We start from the raw sequence: 19,353 nt of genomic DNA, 5'->3' as shown, positions 1-19,353 counted from the left end.
GAGTGGCGGGGGAGAATGACACCCCGCGTGAAAAGGGAAGCCCGTTAAAAACGACCGAGGCGGAGCCTGGACCCTAGAGTCCGATCACGCTGCATGACGCCTCGATGGGCGACATATGCATGCTGCGGCGCAAAAAGTCAATGACGCCGGCGAAACGGATTGATCCGGATCATCCTGGAGTCAGGTGACGCGACTGCGGATCCCGCCTAAGCATTGGAGGTGGACACAGGGGACTCCGCTCAGCCGACCGCGTTCGAGCTCGATATCGCCGCGATCAGGCGGATCGACGCCGTGCCCACGATCCTCGACGTGGTCTGCCGCACCACCGGCATGGGCTTCGCCGCGATCGCGCGGGTTACCGAGGAGCGCTGGATCGCCTGCAGCGTACGCGACGACATCGCCTTCGGGCTGGTCTCCGGCGGCGAGCTGAAGGTCGAGACGACGATCTGCAACGAGATCCGCGACAGCCGCGAGCCGGTGATCATCGATCACGTCGCCGAGCATCCCGATTTCCGCAATCACCATACCCCGGCGACATACGGTTTCCAGAGCTATATCTCGATGCCGATCCTGCTGCCCGACGGGCGCTTCTTCGGCACGCTCTGCGCGATCGATCCGCGACCCGCTCAGGTCGACAATCCGGAGACGATCGACATGTTCCGCATGTTCGCCGACATGATCGCCTTCCATCTCGACGCCCAGGCCCAGATCGACCGTAGCGCCGCGATCCTCCTCGACGAGCGCAAGACGGCCGAACTGCGCGAGCAGTTCATCGCTGTACTGGGTCATGACCTGCGCAATCCGCTTGCCTCGATCGATGCGGGCACCCGGCTGCTCGCGCGCGACCCGTCGCCGGAACGAGCAGCGATGGTGCTGGGGCTGATGCGGAGCAGCGTCTCGCGCATGGCCGGGCTGATCGACAATGTCCTCGATTTCGCGCGTGGCCGGCTGGGTGGCGGGCTTACGCTTCAGCGAGCGCCGGTGCAGCTTGCGCCCATCCTGCAACAGGTTGTCGACGAATTGCGCTCCAGCCATCCGGGCCAGCAGATCGAAACGGTGATCGACCTGGATCAGGTAGTGGAGTGCGATCGGGGAAGGATCGCACAGCTTCTGTCCAACCTGCTCGGCAACGCGCTGACCCATGGCGCGGCCGACCAGCCGGTGGTCGTGCACGCCGCCGCGCGCGACGATGTTTTCGAACTGTCGGTGAGCAATGCCGGTGAGGAAATCCGGCCTGCGGCAATCGAGCGGCTATTCCAGCCCTTCGCGCGCGGCGCGGTGCGCCCGGATCAGGCTGGCCTCGGCCTCGGCCTGTATATCGCGTCCGAAATCGCCAGGGCACATGGCGGGTCGCTCAGTGTCGCCTCGTCGCCGATGCAGACGCGCTTCACCTTCCTCATGCCGCTGGCCTGACCTAAAAAAATTGCCGTTGCTCGCACCCGTTTTTCCCGATGGTACGTTGATATTGCCTGGGGAGATCGCCGGTGTGCCACGTGCTGATCATCGAGGATGAGGTCCTGATCGCGCTCGATCTTCAGGACATACTGACACTGGCCGGGGCCAAGACCTTCTCTTTTGCCGAAACCGAGCGCGAGGCGCTTGATGCGGCGCGCGAGCATCGGCCCGATGTGATCATGTCCGACGTGATGCTGCGCGAAGGCACCGGCCCGCACGCTGTCGAGGTGATCCAGGGCGAGATGGGACCTCTACCGGTGATCTTCATCACCGCCACGCCGGAAGCCTGCCTCAGTTGCGATCCGCCCGCGATCGTGCTGGGCAAGCCGGTGATCGACGCCAGGCTGCGCGAGGCGTTCCGGCTGGTGGCGCCGCACTGAAACAAGCGCCATCGATTACCATCGTCATGCCTGACTTGTTCCGGCATCCACCGGTCCGCAGTAGCGAAGCCCGCTGTTTTCGTGGCACGGCGGCCCCCGGAACGAGTCCGGGGTGACGAATAGTCTCAGAGACTCCGCCCGATCAGTTCCTTCATGATCTCGTTGGTCCCGCCATAGATGCGGCTGACCCGCGCGCCGCGCCATGCCCGCGCAATGGGATATTCGTTCATGTATCCCGCGCCGCCATGAAGCTGGAGGCACTTGTCCATCACTTCCCATTGCAGTTCGGTATGCCACAGCTTGGCGGCGGCGCCCTCGGTCGGGGTCAGTTCCCCGGCCAGGTGCCGCTTGATCGCCCAGTCGAGATGCGCCCAGCCGACCTGAAGCTTGGTCTTCAGGTCGGCGAGCACGAAGCGGGTATTCTGGAAATCGAACACCACGCCGGCGAAGGCCTTGCGCTCCTTGGTGAAGGCGACCGTCTCGTCGAACGCCTTCTGCGCCGATGCCTGAACGCCGACCGCGATCGACAGCCGCTCCTGCGGCAGCTGGCTCATCAGATAGATGAAGCCCTTGCCCTCCTCGCCAAGGCAATTGGTCATCGGCACGCGCACGTCCTCGAAGAACAGCTCGGACGTGTCCGCCGCGTCCTGCCCGATCTTGTCGAGGTTGCGACCGCGCTTGAAGCCTTCCCGGTCGCTCTCGACCAGGATGATCGACATGCCCTTGTACGCCGGCTTCGCGTCGGGATCGGTCTTGGCGACGACCAGGATCAGGTCGGCATTCTGGCCGTTGGTGATGTAGGTCTTTGATCCGTTGACGATATAATGGTTGCCGTCCTTCTTCGCACTGGTGCGGATCGATTGCAGGTCGGATCCGGTGCCGGGCTCGGTCATCGCGATCGCGGTGATCGTCTCGCCCGAGACGAGGCGCGGCAGCCACTGCTTCTTCTGCTCTTCGGAGCCGTACTGGACGATATAGTCGCAGACGATGTCGGACTGGAGCGAGAAGCCGAGCGGGGTGCCGGCATACGAGATTTCCTCGTCGATGATCGCGTTATAGCCGAAATCGAGGCCAAGCCCGCCATATTCCTCGGGCACCGTGGGGCAGAGCATCCCGATCGCGCCGGCCTTGGTCCAGATCGACTTGTCGACGATGCCGGCCTCTTCCCATTCGGCGACATGGGGGACTGCTTCCTTCTGCAGGAAGCTGCGCACGCTCTGGCGGAATGCCTCGTGATCCTCGGTATAGGCGAATCGACCGGGCACGGTATCGAGGGACATTTCAGTTCTCTCCTGCAACCTTTTGCAGCGGTGTGCGGTTCGTTTACGCGAACGTCAAGCGTGCCGACGCTCGACAGCCGAAGCGATCGGACTATGCTCTGCGCAAACACAGGAGAATGCATGAAACTGGCCAGCCTCAAGCATGGACGCGACGGCAAGCTCGTCGTCGTCTCGAACGATCTGGCCTGGTATGCCGATGCGGGGCACATCGCCCCCACGCTGCAGGCGGCGCTTGACGACTGGGACCGGCTGCTGCCCGATCTCGCCAATCTCGCGACCGATCTCGACCATGAGATGATCCCGATGCGCCGCTTTCACGAACATGGCGCGGCGGCGCCCCTGCCGCGCGCCTATCAATGGGCCGATGGCTCGGCCTATGTGAACCATGTCGCGCTGGTGCGGCAGGCGCGGGGCGCCGAGATGCCCGAGAGCTTCTGGCACGATCCGCTGATGTATCAGGGCGGCTCGGACGGTTTCCTCGGCCCGCGCGATCCGATCCCGCTCGCCGACGCGGCATGGGGCTGCGACCTCGAGGCAGAGGTGGTGGTGGTGACCGGCGACGTGCCGCTCGGCGCGAGCCGGGAAGAGGCGCTGGCGGCGGTCCGCCTCGTCGGCCTCACCAACGATGTGTCCCTGCGCAACCTGATCCCGGGCGAGCTGGCCAAGGGTTTCGGATTCTTCCAGTCGAAGCCGGCCAGCGCCTTCTCGCCGGTGTTCGTCACGCCCGACTCGCTGGGCGACTGGTGGCGGGACGGCAAGCTCCACCGCAAGCTGATGGTCGACCTCAACGGCAAGCCCTTCGGCCGCGCCGAGGCGGGCGAGGACATGACCTTCGATTTCGGCACGCTGATCGCGCATGCCGCGAAGACTCGGGCGCTCGGCGCCGGGACGATCATCGGTTCCGGCACCGTCTCCAACCGCGATGCCGATGGCGGCCCGGGCAAGCCGATCGCCGAGGGCGGCGTCGGCTATTCGTGCATCGCCGAAGTCCGCACGGTCGAGACGATCAAGGACGGCACGGCGGTTACGCCGTTCCTGAAAAAGGGCGACACGGTCCGCATCTGGGCGGAGGACGACAAGCGCCACCCGATCTTCGGTGTGATCGAACAAACGGTGGAATGATCTTCACCCTCTCCCCGGAAGGGGAGAGGGCGGCTTAGGTTGTGAACCCATAAACGACCGCTATCGGGACAAGGGCTAAACTTCCGATATTGGGTGGCTAGCTGCCTGACCGCTTTTGTCCGTAATCGGGCGTTAGCAATTCCTATCGCCGTAACGCCTGAGGCAACCGGGCCCGGTGCTGCCGTGATACCCACTCGACGAGGGCAACGACTAAGCCGAACCCGACGATCACAACTGTCCACCAGATTGTGGGCCACATCATCGTGCGTCCGCCGCTGCCATCGCCAAAACTAATTCCCGCGAACACCAACATGCCGAAAATATAGAAGGCGAGGTTAATGGCAAACGCAAGCCGCAAATCTGCGAGCTTCTTCTCTTTCATTGCTTCCACACATGCCTCAGCTTTCATTGTGGCATCATCGGATAACGCGGCGACATCCACGGAAAATGCGGCCGCGAGCGCCATCAAGGTCTCGTTGGACGCCGTTCCGCCATTCTCGATTCGCTGAACGGTCCTCACGCCGATGCCCGCAACGGCGGCAAGATGTTCTTGAGACCAATGACGCTCTTCGCGCCAGCGTCTGATCTTTTCGGCGTTTGGTGTAAAATCCATCACATGCTCCTGGATATGTGTAGTTGGTTTATCACTCAAACTAGTATGTGTATGACGGCTCACAACGCCGTGGGGGCGCCACGACGCCGCCAGCATGCCGCCATGTCTGCTTTCAGGCATCTAGGCCGGGCTATCGAACGACAACAATTGGGGCGCTTGCCGACAGGCCGCTTTATGAGTCTACGACCTAGTCATCTGGAACTGAAGTAAGTTACATTGTATGCTGATCCTGCCTGAACGACGGGAGCAAGCGAGATGGGGCGAGGTCGGCCTGTTGAGGTCCTGATTTTGACGGCGGATGAGCGCGACTATCTGGAGCGGCAGGTACGACGCCATCGGGTGACGCGCTCGCTATCGGAGCGTTGCCGTATCGTTTTGCGCTGCGCCGATGGCCTGCAAAGCAAGCGAGTGGCAGCGGAACTGGGCGTTAGCGAGCATATGGTCGGCAAGTGGCGTCGGCGGTTTGTGCACGAGCGCATCGATGGGTTACTCGATGAGCCACGATCCGGCCGCCCTCGCTCGATCGACGACGATGCTGTCGCGGCGGTGATCGAACGGACGTTGCGAACGCTACCCGCTGATGCGACGCACTGGTCGATCCGTTCCATGGCGGCGTCCGCTGGTCACTCCCATACGACGATCCGCCGGATGTGGAACGCCTTTGGGCTGCAACCCCACCGGGCGGAGACGTTCAAGCTGTCGACCGATCCGCTGTTCGTCGACAAGGTCAGGGACATTGTCGGCCTTTATCTTTCGCCGCCGACCCATGCCCTGATCCTGTGCGTCGACGAGAAGTCGCAGATCCAGGCGCTCGACCGTGAGCAACCCGTGTTGCCGATGATGCCCGGCATGCCCGAGCGACGCACGAACACCTATGTTCGGCATGGTACGACGTCGTTGTTTGCCGCCCTCGACATCGCCACCGGCGCAGTGATCGGCAAATGCTACAAGCGGCATCGGGCAACCGAGTTTCTCGATTTTCTCAAACAGATCGACGGCAATGTTCCAGACGGCCTCGACGTTCATATTGTCATGGACAATTATGCCACCCACAAGACGCCGACGATCAAGGCCTGGTTAGCGCGCAGGCCGCACTATCACGTCCATTTCACCCCAACATCGGCGTCGTGGATCAATCAGGTCGAGCGCTGGTTCGCCGAGCTCACCCGCAAGCAAATCCAGCGCGGTGTTCACACCTCAACTGCCCAGTTGGAAGCCGATATCCGCAGCTTCATCGAGCGGCATAATGCCAACCCAAAACCCTTCCGATGGACAAAATCCGCTGACGATATCCTCACCGCGATCAAATGATTCTGCCAAAAGACCGAGCAAAATTTATGTCCCGAACTTTAGATTCAGATGACTAGTGGAAATCGTGCGACTTGATCGGGATCACTTCCTCCATCCCGTCCCCGAACAATGGCAGTCTCGGCCGGTCGCGCGGGTCGATCGTGCCGCCATGAGTCGCCCCGTCGCCGGGGATGGTCATGTTGGGCAGGTCAAGGTCGCCGATCCCGCGCAGTAAATGGGTGTGGTCGACGATCCGGTCGGTGACGACATGGATCACGCCGCTCTCGCTCTGCACCCGTCCCTGCACGCTGATCATCGATGCCGACATCAGGATGCGGCGCTGCGCCTCGAACCGGTCCTTCCACAGGATCGCGTTGGCGATGCCGGTCTCGTCCTCAAGGGTCACGAACACCACACCCTCGGCGCTGCCTGGCCGTTGCCGCACCAGGATGATCCCGGCCACCTCGACTCGTGTCCCGTCCTTCAACGTCTTGAGATCGCAGCATCGCTGGATGCGCAGCCGGTCAAGCGCGCCGCGCAGGAAACTGACCGGATGATCGCGCAAGGTCAGTTGAGTCGCGCGATAATCCTCGACCACTTCGCGGCCGGCGGTGAGCGGGGTCAGCGCGACGGCTGGCTCGCGCGCCTCGGGAATGATGGCGCCCGCCCGCATGTCGGCGGCGGTCAGCAAGGGGAGGGGCGCCTGACCAAGTCCCCTGATCGCCCAGAGCGCCTCGCGCCGATTGAGGCCGAGGCATTGAAAGGCATCGGCCCGGGCGAGCTTTTCCAGCGCTGCCGGCTTCACCCCGGAACGGCGCCACGCATCCTCGACCGAGGTGAAGGGGCCTGACGCACGGCCCTTGAGGATCAGATCGGCATCCTCCGCGCTCAGCCCCAGCACGATCCGCATGCCGAGCCGGAGCGGCAGCAAGGCCTCCCAGTCTGTGTCGGTGCCCCAGAAGCGCTCATCGCGCGGCCGCTGATTCGGCTGGCCCGGGACGACGATCGTGTCCCAGTCGCTTCGGTTGATGCACACCGGCAACGCCTCGACCCCATGCTCGCGCGCATCGCGGATGATCTGCGCCGGAGCATAGAAACCCATCGGCTGCGCGTTGAGCAATGCGGTGCAGAATATCTCGGGATGATGGCACTTCATCCAACTCGACGCATAGGCGATCTTGGCGAAGCTGGCGGCATGACTCTCGGGAAAGCCGTAGCTGCCGAAACCCTCGATTTGTTTTACCATGCGCGTGGCGAAATCATGAGTGTATCCTTTGTTTGTCATCCCATCGACCAGCTCCTGACCGAACTTGCCAACCCCGCCAGTAGATTTGAACGTAGCCATCGCCTTGCGTAGCTCATCGGCTCTGGATTTGCTGAATCCGGCACCCACGATTGCAACTTTCATGGCCTGTTCTTGAAACAGTGGTACGCCCATGGTTTTCGCTAGAATGTCGCGTAGTTCATCTGACGGAAAATCTATCTTCTCCTTGCCTTCCCGTCGGCGAAGATAGGGATGCACCATATCACCCTGAATCGGGCCAGGACGAACGATCGCGACCTGGATAACGATGTCATAAAATTCCCTAGGCTTAAGCCTGGGTAGCATAGACATCTGTGCTCTGCTCTCGATCTGAAAGACGCCGAGCGTATCTGCCTTCCGGATCATCGCAAAGGTGGCGGCATCGTCCTCCTGCATTACTTCTGAGGCCAGATTGATGCGCAACGCCTTGTTCTGCTCGAGCAGGTCAAAGGCTCGGCGCATGCAACCGAGCATGCCGAGGCCGAGGATATCGACCTTCATCAGTCCGAGTTCTTCGATATCCAGCTTTTCCCATTCGACTACGCGACGATCGACCATCGCGGCGGGTTCGACCGGTAACAGTTCGTCGAGCCGGTCATGGGCCAGGACGAAGCCACCGGGGTGTTGCGATAGATGCCGCGGTGTGCCGATGAGCTGTTTTGTTAGATCCAGCGTCAGCGCAAGCCGCTGTTCGGTGGGATCGAGATTGAGTGCCTCGACATGCTGTGGGGGCAGGCCATCGCTCGACCAGCCCCAGACCTGCCCCGAGAGAGCTGCGGTCATGTCCTCGGACAGGCCGAGTGCCTTGCCCACCTCGCGCAGCGCGCCGCGCGTGCGGAACCGGCTGACCACGGCGGTCATGGCCGCATGGTCTCGGCCGTAAGTTTGGTAGATCCATTGGATCACGTCCTCGCGGCGCTCATGTTCGAAATCGACATCGATGTCAGGGGGCTCATGACGATCTGTCGAAATGAAGCGTTCAAACAAGAGCTTGTGGAAAACGGGATCGATCGAGGTGATGCCGAGCATGAAGCAGATCACCGAATTCGCTGCCGAACCGCGACCCTGACACAGGATTCCCTGGCTGCGGGCGTAGCGCACGATCGAGTTCACGGTGAGGAAATAAGGCGCGTATCCCATCTGCTCGACCAGCGCGAGCTCGTGTTCCAACATATCATGATAGTCGGGCGGGACCGGTTCGGGCGCGAACCGCTCCACGAGCGCGGTGCGCGTCATCTTCGCTAGCGCGTCCTGCGGCGTCCTGCCGCTGATCACCACCTCGTCGGGATAGCGATATTGCTCCTTCAGCTCGCGCAGCGAAAAGGTGCAGCGCTCGACGATCGCCTCGGACGCGGCGAGCGCCGCCGGATAGCGCCTGAACCGCCGCGCCATCTCCTCCGGCGATTTCAGGTGGCGGTCGGCGCTCCGCTCCCGCCTGAAGCCGAGATCGTCGATCGTGCAGGTGTTGCGGATCGCGGTGACGACATCCTGCAGCATGCGCCGCTCGGGCGTGTCGTAGAGCACGTCCCCGGTGGCGAGCGGGGTCAGGCCGAACGCCCGCGCCTTCTGCTCGAGCAGGTGCAGCCGCATCGCATCGCCGGGGCGGCGATGCTGGGTCAGGCAGAGATGCCCGCGCCCGCCGAATACGTCCGCCATCCAGCGCAGTGCAAGATCGTCCTGCTCGAACGTTTCGGTCAGGCCGGGCACGATCGCGCCGACCAGCCCCCGGGCATGGTCGGCGACATCCTCCCAGTGCAGGAAGCACTGCCCCTTCTCGCCCTTCTGCGCATCGGCGCGGCCCTTGCCGAGCGTCAGCAGGCGGGTGAGGCGGCTCCACGCCGCCCGGTCCTCGGGCCAGACGAGCAGGGAGGTGCCGTCCACCAGGTCGAGCCGGCACCCCGCGACCATGCGGATCGGCACGCCCAGTCGCGTGATCTGCTCGGCGGCGACCAGTGCGCGCACCACCCCGCCCACCGAATTGCGATCGGTGATGCCCAGCGCCGGCATGCCGCCCAGCGCGGCGGCTTCGAACAACTGCTCGGGCGAGGAGGCGCCGCGCAGGAAGCTGTAATGCGTCGTCACCTGAAGTTCGGAATAGGTCACTGGCGGGCGTCGCCCGTTTCACCATCACCCCGGACCTGTTCCGGGGGCCATCGTTCCGCAATCGCAACGTTGATGGTGTTCGCGGAACGATGGATGCCGGAATGAATCGGGCATGACGAAGGAGAGCGATCGACCCATCCAATGTTTCCCGGGAAGGAGTGATTCGGGTTCGACGCGTCGCGCATCACTCACCCGAACGCCCCGTGCATGAACCAGGCGAGGTCGCCGGTCTCCGTCCGCTCGCCGTCGCCGCGGCGGAACAGCCAGAAACGCTGGCCGGCCTCGTCTTCGACCCGGAAATAGTCGCGCACCGAATGCCGTTCGGTCGCGCGCTTCCACCATTCGCCGTTCACCCGTTCCGGGCCGTCGGCGCGCACCACCTTGTGGGTCGTGCCGCGCCAGGTGAAGCGGCGAGGCGGCTGATCGGGCATTTCGGCGATGACGTGATCAAGCAGCTCGGGCCGGCGCAGCATGCGCACCGGCCGCGGCCAGCGAGGATGCCAGGGATGGAGATCGGGTGTCCGGTCCAGCCGACGCACATCGGCTGGCTTGAGCGGCGCCGCGGGTCGTCCGGGCGGGGCGAGCGCCGGTGCCGGTTCGACCGATCGTTCGGGCACGTCGCTCTCCACCGGCCTGCTGCGCCACAACCGCGCCTCGCCGATCCGGTTGGCCAGCGTGTCGACCAGCGGCGCGATATCGGCCGGGGTCTCCTCAAGCCGTTCCTCGACGGGCAGCGGGCCGAGCGGATCGGCGCGGCGGACATGCAGCGCCAGCGCGTCGATGCCATAGCCGGGGGCGATCTCCTCGATGCGCCGGACGATCAGGCGAAGCAGGTGCGCCGGGTCGCGGTTCGGGCGGGCGAGGCCGATGCGCAGCCGCTGCGGCACGCCGTCGATCCGGTCGGCGACCAGCTCGATCGCGCGGGCGCCCCGGCCTGCCTGAGTCAGCGCGGTGACGAGGCGCGGCATGAGCTGCGCCAGCCAATGCTCGATCGCCTCCGCGGTCGCGATCGGCTCGGCGAAGCGCTGGATCACGGCGATATGCCCGGGCGGGACGACGGGATCGAGCGGCTCGCCGATCCGCCCGCCCGCCTGATCGAGGCGCAGCACCAGTGCCTTGCCGAACCGGCGCGCGAGCGGGGCGCGGGGCATCGCGGCAAGCTGGCCGATCGTCTCCACGCCGAGACGCTTGAGCAGTTCGATCGCGGCTGGCTCGGCCCGCAACGCGGCGATGGGCAGGGGGGCGATGGTGTCGTGCTGCGCGCCGGGCGGGCAGATCGTCACGCCCCCCTGCGGCTGGCGGCCGTGGCGCGCGAGCGCCCAGGCAGCGCCCGTCGTGTCCGCTACCGCGATGCGTGCCCTTACGCCTATCCGCGCGAGCAGCCGGACGATCCGCCGCGCCATCCTTTCTTCGCCGCCGAACAGGTGCGCGGTGCCGGTCAGTTCGATGAACAGCCCGTCCTCCCCCGACAGTGCGACGATCGGCGACCAGCGCCGCGCGGCGGTGATGGCGAGGCGTTCGAGATCGGCCCGGTCGCCCTCCGGATCGGCCGGCCGGATATCGAGATCAGGCACCTGAGCGCGCGCCTGGGTCACCGCCATGCCGGCCCGGATGCCGAGCAGATGCGCACCATGGCTGGTCGCCGCGACGAGGATTCGACTGCCCTCGCGGATCGAGGTGACCAATAAATCCTCCCCGGAACGGGGAGGGGGACCATTCGCCTCTTCGGCGAATGGTGGAGGGTGCTCACCGCAAACGTTACGTCTGTGGAAGCCCCCCTCCACCAGCTTCGCTGGTCCCCCTCCCCGTTCCGGGGAGGATTCAGTTGCTTCCCCTCGTGCCCAGCGCGCGCCGGGGCGCCAGCCGCGGTTTCGCGGGGCTGCCTTGATGTCGACGATCGGCTGCGCGCGCGACGGCGCTTCAGGCGGCGCGGCGGTGCGTTCCGCCCGCCGCAGCCGATCGATCGGCCAGTCGGGCAGGTAGAGCGAGGCGACCCGTTTCATCGCATGCCTCCATCGTCCAGTTATGGGGTTCGCCGCCGCGCTGACGGACCAGCTCGATCCGCCAGCGCGGGCAGCCGACGCCTTCGACCGGAAGCGGGGTCGAGGGCGCGGCGGCGATTCTCCAGCGAGTCACCGCGGCTGACGGTACGGCCAGCGGGTTGCCGCCCTCGCGGGCATGGCGCTTGAGCAGCAGCGCGATCGTCTTGCCGCCCTCCGCCGCGAGCTGAAGCCGGCGGGTATTGGCCATGGAGGCGCTCTTCGCCTCGCCGATCACCGCGCCAAGCCCGCGGTGGCGCAGTCCTTCCTCCATCAGCGCGAGCAGTTCGGCATCGTCGGCGGCCTCGGCGTAAAGGATGCGTTCGGGCGCCAGCCCCGCCTGGTACAGGCCGGGCGCGAACAGGTCCCGCCGGCGTACCACCCACAGGACCGGTCCCCAGGCGCGGGCGGCGATGCCGGCCATGAACAGGGTGGCCGCGGCATCGTCGCCCATGCCGGGGCTGGCCGCCGCGACCTCGTGCAGCGAGCCGAGCGTGAGCCCGCCGCTCGCCATCTGCGAATCGATCGGGCCGATCCCGAAGGGCAGTATGGCGCGCCGACGCAGCCCATCCCCCTCGATCGCGCGAAGGGTTTCGCGTAAGGCGGAAAGGGCGGCGGCAGACGACAAGGACACGACTCGCTGAATGAGTTCGTTCCTATTTTGTTCCTATTGACGCAGGAGTCAATCGCAGAGTCGATCCGACCATGGCTGATCCAGCCCCTCGGTCGATATCGTTTTCCAATCGGAAAACGCTACGAGATAAGGAAGAAAAAATGCTGTCATGATCGGCACAGCCGCAGGGGCCTATCGCCAAGCGCTTTGAAATTTTATAACAAGGCTCGAACAAGCGATTCCCTGTGTTCGCCCGATGCGGACACGACGATCTCGCACTGATTGGAGAGAGCATGGCAAGCGACAGTCCGCGCGCCAATTTACAACCATTGTCGCTTTATGTGCCGGAACCCAAGTTCCGCCCGGGCGACACGGTCGATTTCACCGAGGTCGCGATTCCCGCGGCCGGTGAAGCCCGTCGCCCCGACACCGCCGACCGGCCCGAGACCTTCATCGATCTCGCTTATGAGCTGGTCCGCGTGCTCGACGACGAGGGCAATGCCGTCGGCCCGTGGAACCCGCGGCTCTCGCCCGATACGCTCCGCGCGATGCTGCGCAGCATGGTGCTGGTCCGGGCGTTCGACGAGCGCATGTTCCGCGCCCAGCGCCAGGGCAAGACCAGCTTCTATATGAAGTGCCTCGGCGAGGAGGCTGTCGCGGTCGCCGCGGCGTTCGCGCTCGATTACGAGGATATGTGCTTCCCCTCCTATCGCCAGCAGGGGCTGCTCGTCGCGCGGGGCTGGAGCCTCGTCGACATGATGAACCAGATCTATTCGAACAAGGGCGACCGGCTTCAGGGCAAGCAGCTCCCGATCATGTATTCGGTCAGGGATGCCGGCTTCTTCTCGATCTCCGGCAACCTCACCACGCAATATCCCCAGGCCGTGGGTTGGGCGATGGCGTCGGCGGCGAAGGGCGACACCCGAATCGCCGCCACCTGGTGCGGCGAGGGCTCGACGGCGGAGGGCGATTTCCATTCGGCCTGCACCTTCGCCAGCGTCTATCGCGCGCCGGTGATCTTCAACGTCGTCAACAACCAATGGGCGATCTCGAGCTTCTCCGGGTTCGCCGGTGCCGAATCGACCACTTTCGCGGCGCGCGCGATCGGCTATGGCATCGCCGGCCTGCGCGTCGACGGTAACGATGCGCTCGCCGTCTATGCCGCGACCGCCTGGGCGGCGGAGCGCGCCCGCACGAACCAGGGCCCGACCCTGATCGAGCATTTCACCTATCGCGCCGAAGGCCATTCGACCTCGGACGATCCCGGCCAGTATCGCTCGGCCGGGGAGCCGACGGCCTGGCCGCTCGGCGATCCGATCAAGCGGCTGAAGGACCATCTCATCGCGATCGGCGAATGGGACGAGGATCGCCACGCCGCGCAGGATCTCGAACTCGCCGAGGAAGTGAAGCGCGCGCAGAAGGAGGCCGAGCAGAACGGCATCCTCGGCCACGGCCTTCACCAGCCGCTGGACACGCTGTTCGATGGCGTGTTCGAGGAGATGCCCTGGCATCTCAGGGAACAACAGGCACAGATGCTCGCGGAAGAAACCGCCTCGGGCCGGCCATGGGCACGCAAATCATGAGCGACCTCACATCATATCCCCATTCGTCTGGGTCCTTTGCAGGGCTCGCGACGTCTACCCCTTCTTCCGTCACCCCGGACTTGTTCCGGGGGCCACGGTCCCGCAAAATCAAGGGTCGATGAGTATGCGGAGCAGTGGATGCCGGAACGAGTCCGGCATGACGGCGTGGGGCCTTTTCGAGGAAACAGGCGCATGAGCGACATCACCGACCCAGCCGACATCATCGCCCCCGGGGCGCCCGGCGCGGTAGTCGCCCCTGAAGGCGGTCCAGACGGCACTGCCAGGATGAACATGATCCAGGCGATCAACAGCGCCATGGACGTGATGATGGCGCGGGACCCCGACGTGATCGTGATGGGCGAGGATGTCGGCTATTTCGGCGGCGTGTTCCGCGCGACCGCCGGGCTGCAGGCGAAATACGGCAAGACCCGCGTGTTCGACACGCCGATCACCGAATGCGGCATCATCGGCGTCGCGGTCGGCATGGGCGCCTATGGCCTGCGCCCCGTGCCGGAGATCCAGTTCGCCGATTATATCTATCCCGCGCTCGACCAGCTCGTGTCGGAGGCGGCGCGGCTGCGCTATCGTTCGGCGGGTGAGTTCATCTCGCCGATCACGGTGCGCTCGCCGTTCGGCGGCGGCATCTTCGGCGGCCAGACGCACAGCCAGTCGCCCGAAGGCATCTTCACTCATGTCTCGGGCATCAAGACGGTGATCCCGTCGACGCCCTATGACGCGAAGGGCCTGCTGATCGCCGCGATCGAGGACAATGATCCGACGCTCTTCTTCGAGCCGAAGCGTATCTATAATGGCCCGTTCGATGGCCATTGGGATCGCCCGACGAAGAACTGGTCGCAACATCCCGCGGGCGAGGTGCCGACCGGCTATTACAAGATCCCGCTGGGCAAGGCGAACGTGGCCCGCGCCGGCGAGGCGCTGACCATCCTTGCCTATGGCACGATGGTGCATGTCTGCCTTGCGGTGGTCGAGGAGGCTGGCGTGGATGCCGAGGTCATCGACCTGCGCACCCTGGTGCCGCTCGATATCGAGACGATCGAGGCTTCGGTGAAGAAGACCGGGCGCTGCATGATCGTGCACGAGGCGACCCGGACCAGCGGTTTCGGTGCCGAGCTGTCGGCGCTGGTGCAGGAGCGTTGCTTCTATCATCTCGAGGCGCCGATCGAGCGCGTGACCGGCTTCGACACGCCTTATCCGCATAGCCTGGAATGGGCCTATTTCCCCGGCCCGATCCGCATCGGCGAAGCGCTGAAAAAGGTGATGAAGGACTGATTTCGATGGCTCCGTCCATCCCCGTTCGTGTCGAGCGAAGTCGAGACACCAACGCGGCCCCCTGTTTCTCGACTTCGCTCGAAACGAACGGATTACGCTAATGGCACGCTTCACCTTCAAGCTTCCTGACATTGGGGAAGGCATCTCCGAGGCGGAGATCGTCGCGTGGCACGTGGCGGTCGGGGATCGCGTGGAGGAGGACCAGGGCCTTGCCGACATGATGACGGACAAGGCGACGGTCGAGATGGAATCGCCGGTCGCGGGCGTAGTGGTCGAGCTGGCCGGCGAGGTCGGCGACCAGGTGTCGATCGGGGCTGCCTTGGTGGTGATCGAGACCGATGCCGCCGAGACGGTGGCCGATGCCGCGCCGGTCGAGACCAAAGCCCAGGAAGCCGAAGAGCAGATCGAGGCGGAGACGCCGGGGGCCGAGGAGGTGGCTGAAAAGACCTCCCCCCATCGCGGAGAGGGTTTGGAAGAGGCGCAGTCACAAGCGCCATCGCCCGAAACTGCCCCTCTCCCCGATCCTCACCCCAACCCTCTCCCCCAAGGGGAGAGGGAGAAGAGCGCCCATGTCCTCGCCTCGCCTGCGGTCCGCGCCCGGGCGGCCGACCTCGGCATCGACCTTGGCAGCGTGAAGGCCGAGGGCGACCGTATCCGCCACGCCGATCTCGATGCGTATCTGCGTTATGGGTCAGGCCAGGGCTATCACGCGCCGCACGTGTCGCGCGCCCGCGCCGACGAGCCAATCAAGGTCATCGGCATGCGTCGCCGCATCGCCGAGAACATGGCCGCCTCGAAGCGGACGATCCCGCACTTCACCTATGTCGACGAGATCGACGTCACCGCGCTCGAGGAGATGCGTGCCGATCTCAACGCGCACCGCGGCAACCGGCCCAAGCTGACCATGCTGCCGCTGATGATCGTCGCGATCTGCAAGTCGATCCCCGACTTCCCGATGATCAACGCGCGCTATGACGACGAGGCGGGCGTGGTGACGCGCCACGGTTCGATCCATCTCGGCATGGCGACGCAGACCCCGGCTGGCCTGATGGTCCCGGTGATCCGCGACGCGCAGGACCTGAACGTCTGGCAGCTCGCCAGCGAGATCGCCCGCCTCGCCGAGGCAGCCCGCACCGGCAAGGCGAAGTCGGAGGAGCTCAGCGGCTCGACGCTCACCATCACCTCGCTCGGGCCGCTCGGCGGCATCGCCACCACGCCCGTCATCAACCGGCCCGAGGTCGCGATTATCGGCCCGAACAAGATCGTCGAGCGCCCCGTCTTCCGTGGCGACGACATCGTCCGCGCCAGGCTGATGAACCTCTCGATCAGCTGCGACCACCGTGTCGTCGATGGATGGGACGCCGCAAGCTACGTCCAGGCCCTCAAGAAATATCTCGAAACCCCCGTCCTCCTCTTCACTGACGGGTGATGTCGAACCGCCTCGTCCCCGGATCGATCGAGGCGCAGCAGCGCGCGCTCGTCATGGGCGTGGTGCTTGCCTTGCCGGTGGCGATCGGGCTGTGGTTCTTCATCGATCGATCGCTGCCGCCGGTTCCCGGCATGGCGACCCAGACGGCGCGCTTCTTCTTCGCGCTTCACTGCGTCGGTATCGCGACCCTGCTCGCGCTGTTGCCGGGGATCGAGGCGGTCGCGCACGAACGGCTCGTCACCCCTGCGATCGACCCGCTGGCCGGGGCCGAATCGCGGCGGATGCGGGTCAACCAGCGCTACGTCCAGAATACCATCGAGCAGCTCTGGCTGTTCGTGCCGGGGCTGCTGATGCTCGCCGTCCAGGCGCGCGATGGCGCGTCGATGCGCGCGGTGGTCGCCTGCACCATCGTCTGGGTGCTCGCGCGCTGGGCCTTCTGGATCGGCTACATGCTTGGCGCGCGCTTCAGATCGGCCGGGCTGGTCGGCATGGTGCAGAGCATGATGGTCCTGCTCTATTGCGTCGGGCGCTTCGGCTATCTGTGGCTCGGCTGGGCCGGCGCGGTGGCCTTGATCGCGCCTTTCGTCGCGGCCGAACTGTTCATCATCGGCATGCTGCGCTGGGAAAGCTGGCGGGCTCAGGACGAAGCCTGATTCTCCCGCGCGGTTGCGTCAGCGCCGCCCGGCCGCGCCCCGGCGTGCCGCGGATCGCCGTTCCCGTTCGTGAAAGGCGGCACGCTGCAGCAGCAGGTCGAGATCCTCGCGGCTGACGTCGAAGGTCTCGCCCAGATCGGCCAGCGCCTGGTCGATCGCCTCGGGGTGGAAACCGGCATCCTTGTCCTGCGCCATGGCCGGCCGGTGCGGATAGCTGTGGCCCGAGAAGCGGTGGAACAGCAGCCCGATCAGCACCAGCGCAAAGGAGTTGGTCGCAACGGGCATGAGCGCGAACAGATAGCCCGATCCCGCGATCACCGGTCCGCCGATCACCGCGGTCAGGGCCACCGCGCCGCCCGGCGGGTGAAGGCAGCGCAGCAGCGACATCGCCAGGATCGCGCCGGAGACCGCCAGTCCGGCCGCCAGCATCGGCGGCAGCATCATATGCGCCGCGGTCACACCGGCGATCGCCGACACCATATTGCCGCCGACCACTGACCAGGGCTGTGCGAGCGGGCTGGCGGGAACGGCGAACACCAGCACCGCCGACGCGCCGATCGGTGCCAGCAGGAACGGCAGTTCAGCCATGCTCAGGTGAAGGCCGGTGCAGGCAAAGGCGGTGAGCGCGATGCCGATCAGCGCCCCGATACAGGCGATCAACCGATCACGCAGGCTCGCGCCCGCCAGCAATGGATTGAAGAGACGCGGTAACGTGTTGCCCAGTTTCATTGACCGCCCTGCCAGCAGGGCCGAACGCCATGCCGCGCCCAACTGCCAGCCGGGCGCGGAAAGTTCAACGCAACCGAATCTATGGGCGCCGCAACAACGATACCGTGCCGTGCCCGCCATCGGCGCAGACGCTGACCACGGCCAAGCTTCCGCTCGGCAGCGCCCACAGTTCCTTCACTGCCTGGCTGAGATCGCGCGCGCCGGTCGCGGCGAAGGGATGGCCGATCGCCACCGATCCGCCATTGGGATTGACCCGGTCCCAGGGGAAGGGCCCGAAATCGAATGCCACCCCCGCGCGGTCCCGAGTCCAGCCCGGTTTCTCCAGCGCGGCGACATTGGCCAGCACCTGCGCTGAAAAGGCCTCGTGGATCTCCCACAGGGCGATATCCTCATAGCGCAGTCCATGCCGTTCCAGCAGCCGGGGAATGGCGAAGCTCGGCGCCATCAGCAGCCCGTCCACCGCGTGGTCGACCGCAGCGATCTCGTGATCGACCAGCTCGGCGTGGGGCGTGTCCGCGGGCAATTTCTTCAACCCGGCTTCGGTCGCGACCCAGCAGGCGGCTGCGCCGTCAGTGATGGGGGAGCTGTTGCCGGCGGTCAGCGTGCCCTTGCCGCTGGTCTTGTCGAACGCGACGGGGAGGGTCGCGAGCTTCTCGGCCGAGGTGTCGGCACGCGGATTGGTGTCGCGCTGAATCTCCGGCAGCGGGATGACCAGGTCGTCGAAGAAGCCGTTCTCCCATCCGGCGACGGCGCGCTGGTGGCTCTTCAGCGACCAGTCGTCCTGCGCCTCGCGGGAAATCTCCCAGATCTTCGCCGTTTCCTCCATATGGTCGCCCATCGTCCGCCCGGTGATCCGGTTGGCGAAGCCCTTGATCGGCAGCACCAGGTCGTTCGGGGTCAGCGCCTGCAGGGCGGCGAGCGCCTCGGCCGGGTTGGTGCGGAACAGCTTCACGATCCGCTTCGACGCATCGAGCTTAAGCCCGATCGGCGGGTTGCTCATCACCTCGGAGCCGCCGACCAGGGCGAGGTCCTTGTCGCCGCCAAGCATGCCGGCCGCGGCCCAAGCCGCGATCATCGAGGTCGAGCAGGCAAGCACCGCCGAGAAGGACGGCACGGTCGGGTCGAGGCCCGCGTCGAGCCAGATCTCGCGCCCGATATTGCTCCACCCAAGGCTCGGGATCACCGTGCCCCAGACGAACAGGTCGGGTCGCGCCTTCGCCGCCATCGCCTGCGCCACCGGTACCGCGAGGGTGATGGCGTCATGGTCGGCGAGCGCCCCGCCGCCGCGCCCGAACGGGGTCCGGAGGCCGGATGCGATATAGATGGGCTGGGCGAAGCGCTGCATGACCGGTCTCCTTCGTTTCGGCCCTGAACCTGATGTCTCCCGACCGCGACCGCAAGGCCGGCCTCCCAAGAAGAATTGTTCAACCAGTTAGTTGACAATTCTGCCAAATCGCCAGATATTGAACCT

Annotated in this window: 15 protein-coding genes; 8 read left to right on the top strand and 7 right to left on the bottom strand. The window is 65.2% G+C overall.

The features are described 5' to 3' along the window. Window positions 1-219 precede the first annotated feature (219 nt). The gene (locus P0Y59_16380; protein WEJ98514.1) at window positions 220-1,413 is read left to right on the top strand and encodes a GAF domain-containing sensor histidine kinase; all 1,194 of its coding nucleotides are present in this window, start codon (window positions 220-222) and stop codon (window positions 1,411-1,413) included. A gap of 71 nt (window positions 1,414-1,484) precedes the next feature. Beyond that, entirely contained in the window at window positions 1,485-1,835 is a 351-nt protein-coding gene (locus P0Y59_16375) for a response regulator (GenBank protein WEJ98513.1), read from the top strand. A gap of 125 nt (window positions 1,836-1,960) precedes the next feature. Here P0Y59_16375 and P0Y59_16370 read toward each other — a convergent pair whose 3' ends face one another. Beyond that, entirely contained in the window at window positions 1,961-3,115 is a 1,155-nt protein-coding gene (locus tag P0Y59_16370; GenBank protein WEJ98512.1) for an acyl-CoA dehydrogenase family protein, read from the bottom strand. A 120-nt stretch (window positions 3,116-3,235) separates the two neighbouring features. On the opposite strand from P0Y59_16370, the gene P0Y59_16365 reads away from it, so the two are divergent. After that, window positions 3,236-4,237 carry a fumarylacetoacetate hydrolase family protein gene (locus P0Y59_16365; protein WEJ98511.1) on the top strand — a complete coding sequence of 334 codons (1,002 nt, stop codon included), beginning with the start codon at window positions 3,236-3,238 and terminating at the stop codon, window positions 4,235-4,237. Window positions 4,238-4,379: 142 nt separating this feature from the next. On the opposite strand, the gene P0Y59_16360 is transcribed toward P0Y59_16365, so the two are convergent. After that, window positions 4,380-4,970: a helix-turn-helix transcriptional regulator gene (locus P0Y59_16360; protein ID WEJ98510.1), complete on the bottom strand. Its 591-nt coding sequence runs from the start codon at window positions 4,968-4,970 to the stop codon at window positions 4,380-4,382. A 135-nt stretch (window positions 4,971-5,105) separates the two neighbouring features. Between P0Y59_16360 and P0Y59_16355 the strand changes: the two genes are divergently transcribed. Next, complete coding sequence (locus tag P0Y59_16355) at window positions 5,106-6,161, top strand: IS630 family transposase (GenBank protein ID WEJ98509.1); 1,056 nt, start codon at window positions 5,106-5,108, stop codon at window positions 6,159-6,161. A gap of 52 nt (window positions 6,162-6,213) precedes the next feature. On the opposite strand, the gene P0Y59_16350 is transcribed toward P0Y59_16355, so the two are convergent. The 3 genes from P0Y59_16350 to P0Y59_16340 form a co-directional block, all read right to left on the bottom strand. Further along, complete coding sequence (locus P0Y59_16350; GenBank protein ID WEJ98508.1) at window positions 6,214-9,546, bottom strand: error-prone DNA polymerase; 3,333 nt, start codon at window positions 9,544-9,546, stop codon at window positions 6,214-6,216. A 188-nt stretch (window positions 9,547-9,734) separates the two neighbouring features. Continuing rightward, complete coding sequence (locus P0Y59_16345) at window positions 9,735-11,549, bottom strand: DNA polymerase Y family protein (protein WEJ98507.1); 1,815 nt, start codon at window positions 11,547-11,549, stop codon at window positions 9,735-9,737. Then, window positions 11,467-12,213, bottom strand: a complete 747-nt coding sequence (locus P0Y59_16340; GenBank protein ID WEJ98506.1) for a protein ImuA — start codon at window positions 12,211-12,213, stop codon at window positions 11,467-11,469. The genes P0Y59_16345 and P0Y59_16340 overlap by 83 nt, the downstream gene beginning before the upstream one ends. A gap of 278 nt (window positions 12,214-12,491) precedes the next feature. Between P0Y59_16340 and P0Y59_16335 the strand changes: the two genes are divergently transcribed. From P0Y59_16335 to P0Y59_16320, 4 genes are all read left to right on the top strand, one after another. After that, a complete protein-coding gene (locus tag P0Y59_16335; GenBank protein ID WEJ98505.1) occupies window positions 12,492-13,781 on the top strand; it encodes a 3-methyl-2-oxobutanoate dehydrogenase (2-methylpropanoyl-transferring) subunit alpha in 1,290 nt (429 codons plus the stop codon). Window positions 13,782-14,066: 285 nt separating this feature from the next. Further along, complete coding sequence (locus tag P0Y59_16330; protein WEK02600.1) at window positions 14,067-15,071, top strand: alpha-ketoacid dehydrogenase subunit beta; 1,005 nt, start codon at window positions 14,067-14,069, stop codon at window positions 15,069-15,071. Window positions 15,072-15,171: 100 nt separating this feature from the next. Continuing rightward, window positions 15,172-16,500 carry a dihydrolipoamide acetyltransferase family protein gene (locus P0Y59_16325; GenBank protein WEJ98504.1) on the top strand — a complete coding sequence of 443 codons (1,329 nt, stop codon included), beginning with the start codon at window positions 15,172-15,174 and terminating at the stop codon, window positions 16,498-16,500. Next, window positions 16,500-17,153: an MAPEG family protein gene (locus P0Y59_16320; GenBank protein ID WEJ98503.1), complete on the top strand. Its 654-nt coding sequence runs from the start codon at window positions 16,500-16,502 to the stop codon at window positions 17,151-17,153. The genes P0Y59_16325 and P0Y59_16320 overlap by 1 nt, the downstream gene beginning before the upstream one ends. A gap of 18 nt (window positions 17,154-17,171) precedes the next feature. Here P0Y59_16320 and P0Y59_16315 read toward each other — a convergent pair whose 3' ends face one another. After that, window positions 17,172-17,882: an HPP family protein gene (locus P0Y59_16315; protein ID WEJ98502.1), complete on the bottom strand. Its 711-nt coding sequence runs from the start codon at window positions 17,880-17,882 to the stop codon at window positions 17,172-17,174. Between the two features lie 79 nt (window positions 17,883-17,961). Next, complete coding sequence (locus tag P0Y59_16310; GenBank protein ID WEJ98501.1) at window positions 17,962-19,227, bottom strand: thiolase family protein; 1,266 nt, start codon at window positions 19,225-19,227, stop codon at window positions 17,962-17,964. Window positions 19,228-19,353 lie beyond the last annotated feature (126 nt).

Source organism: Candidatus Sphingomonas phytovorans, assembly GCA_029202385.1.
Lineage (GTDB): Bacteria > Pseudomonadota > Alphaproteobacteria > Sphingomonadales > Sphingomonadaceae > Sphingomonas > Sphingomonas phytovorans.
Note: the sequence above shows the minus strand (reverse complement) of the source record. Positions and strands in the feature narration are given on the sequence as shown.

Bases quoted from the DNA above. Each gene is read 5' to 3' on its own strand.
- P0Y59_16370 (WEJ98512.1), bottom strand. From the start codon at position 3,115: ATGTCCCTCGATACCGTGCCCGGTCGATTCGCCTATACCGAGGATCAC.
- P0Y59_16365 (WEJ98511.1), top strand. From the start codon at position 3,236: ATGAAACTGGCCAGCCTCAAGCATGGACGCGACGGCAAGCTCGTCGTC.
- P0Y59_16360 (WEJ98510.1), bottom strand. From the start codon at position 4,970: ATGCCTGAAAGCAGACATGGCGGCATGCTGGCGGCGTCGTGGCGCCCC.
- P0Y59_16355 (WEJ98509.1), top strand. From the start codon at position 5,106: ATGGGGCGAGGTCGGCCTGTTGAGGTCCTGATTTTGACGGCGGATGAG.
- P0Y59_16345 (WEJ98507.1), bottom strand. From the start codon at position 11,549: ATGAAACGGGTCGCCTCGCTCTACCTGCCCGACTGGCCGATCGATCGG.
- P0Y59_16335 (WEJ98505.1), top strand. From the start codon at position 12,492: ATGGCAAGCGACAGTCCGCGCGCCAATTTACAACCATTGTCGCTTTAT.
- P0Y59_16330 (WEK02600.1), top strand. From the start codon at position 14,067: ATGAACATGATCCAGGCGATCAACAGCGCCATGGACGTGATGATGGCG.
- P0Y59_16325 (WEJ98504.1), top strand. From the start codon at position 15,172: ATGGCACGCTTCACCTTCAAGCTTCCTGACATTGGGGAAGGCATCTCC.
- P0Y59_16320 (WEJ98503.1), top strand. From the start codon at position 16,500: ATGTCGAACCGCCTCGTCCCCGGATCGATCGAGGCGCAGCAGCGCGCG.
- P0Y59_16315 (WEJ98502.1), bottom strand. From the start codon at position 17,882: ATGAAACTGGGCAACACGTTACCGCGTCTCTTCAATCCATTGCTGGCG.
- P0Y59_16310 (WEJ98501.1), bottom strand. From the start codon at position 19,227: ATGCAGCGCTTCGCCCAGCCCATCTATATCGCATCCGGCCTCCGGACC.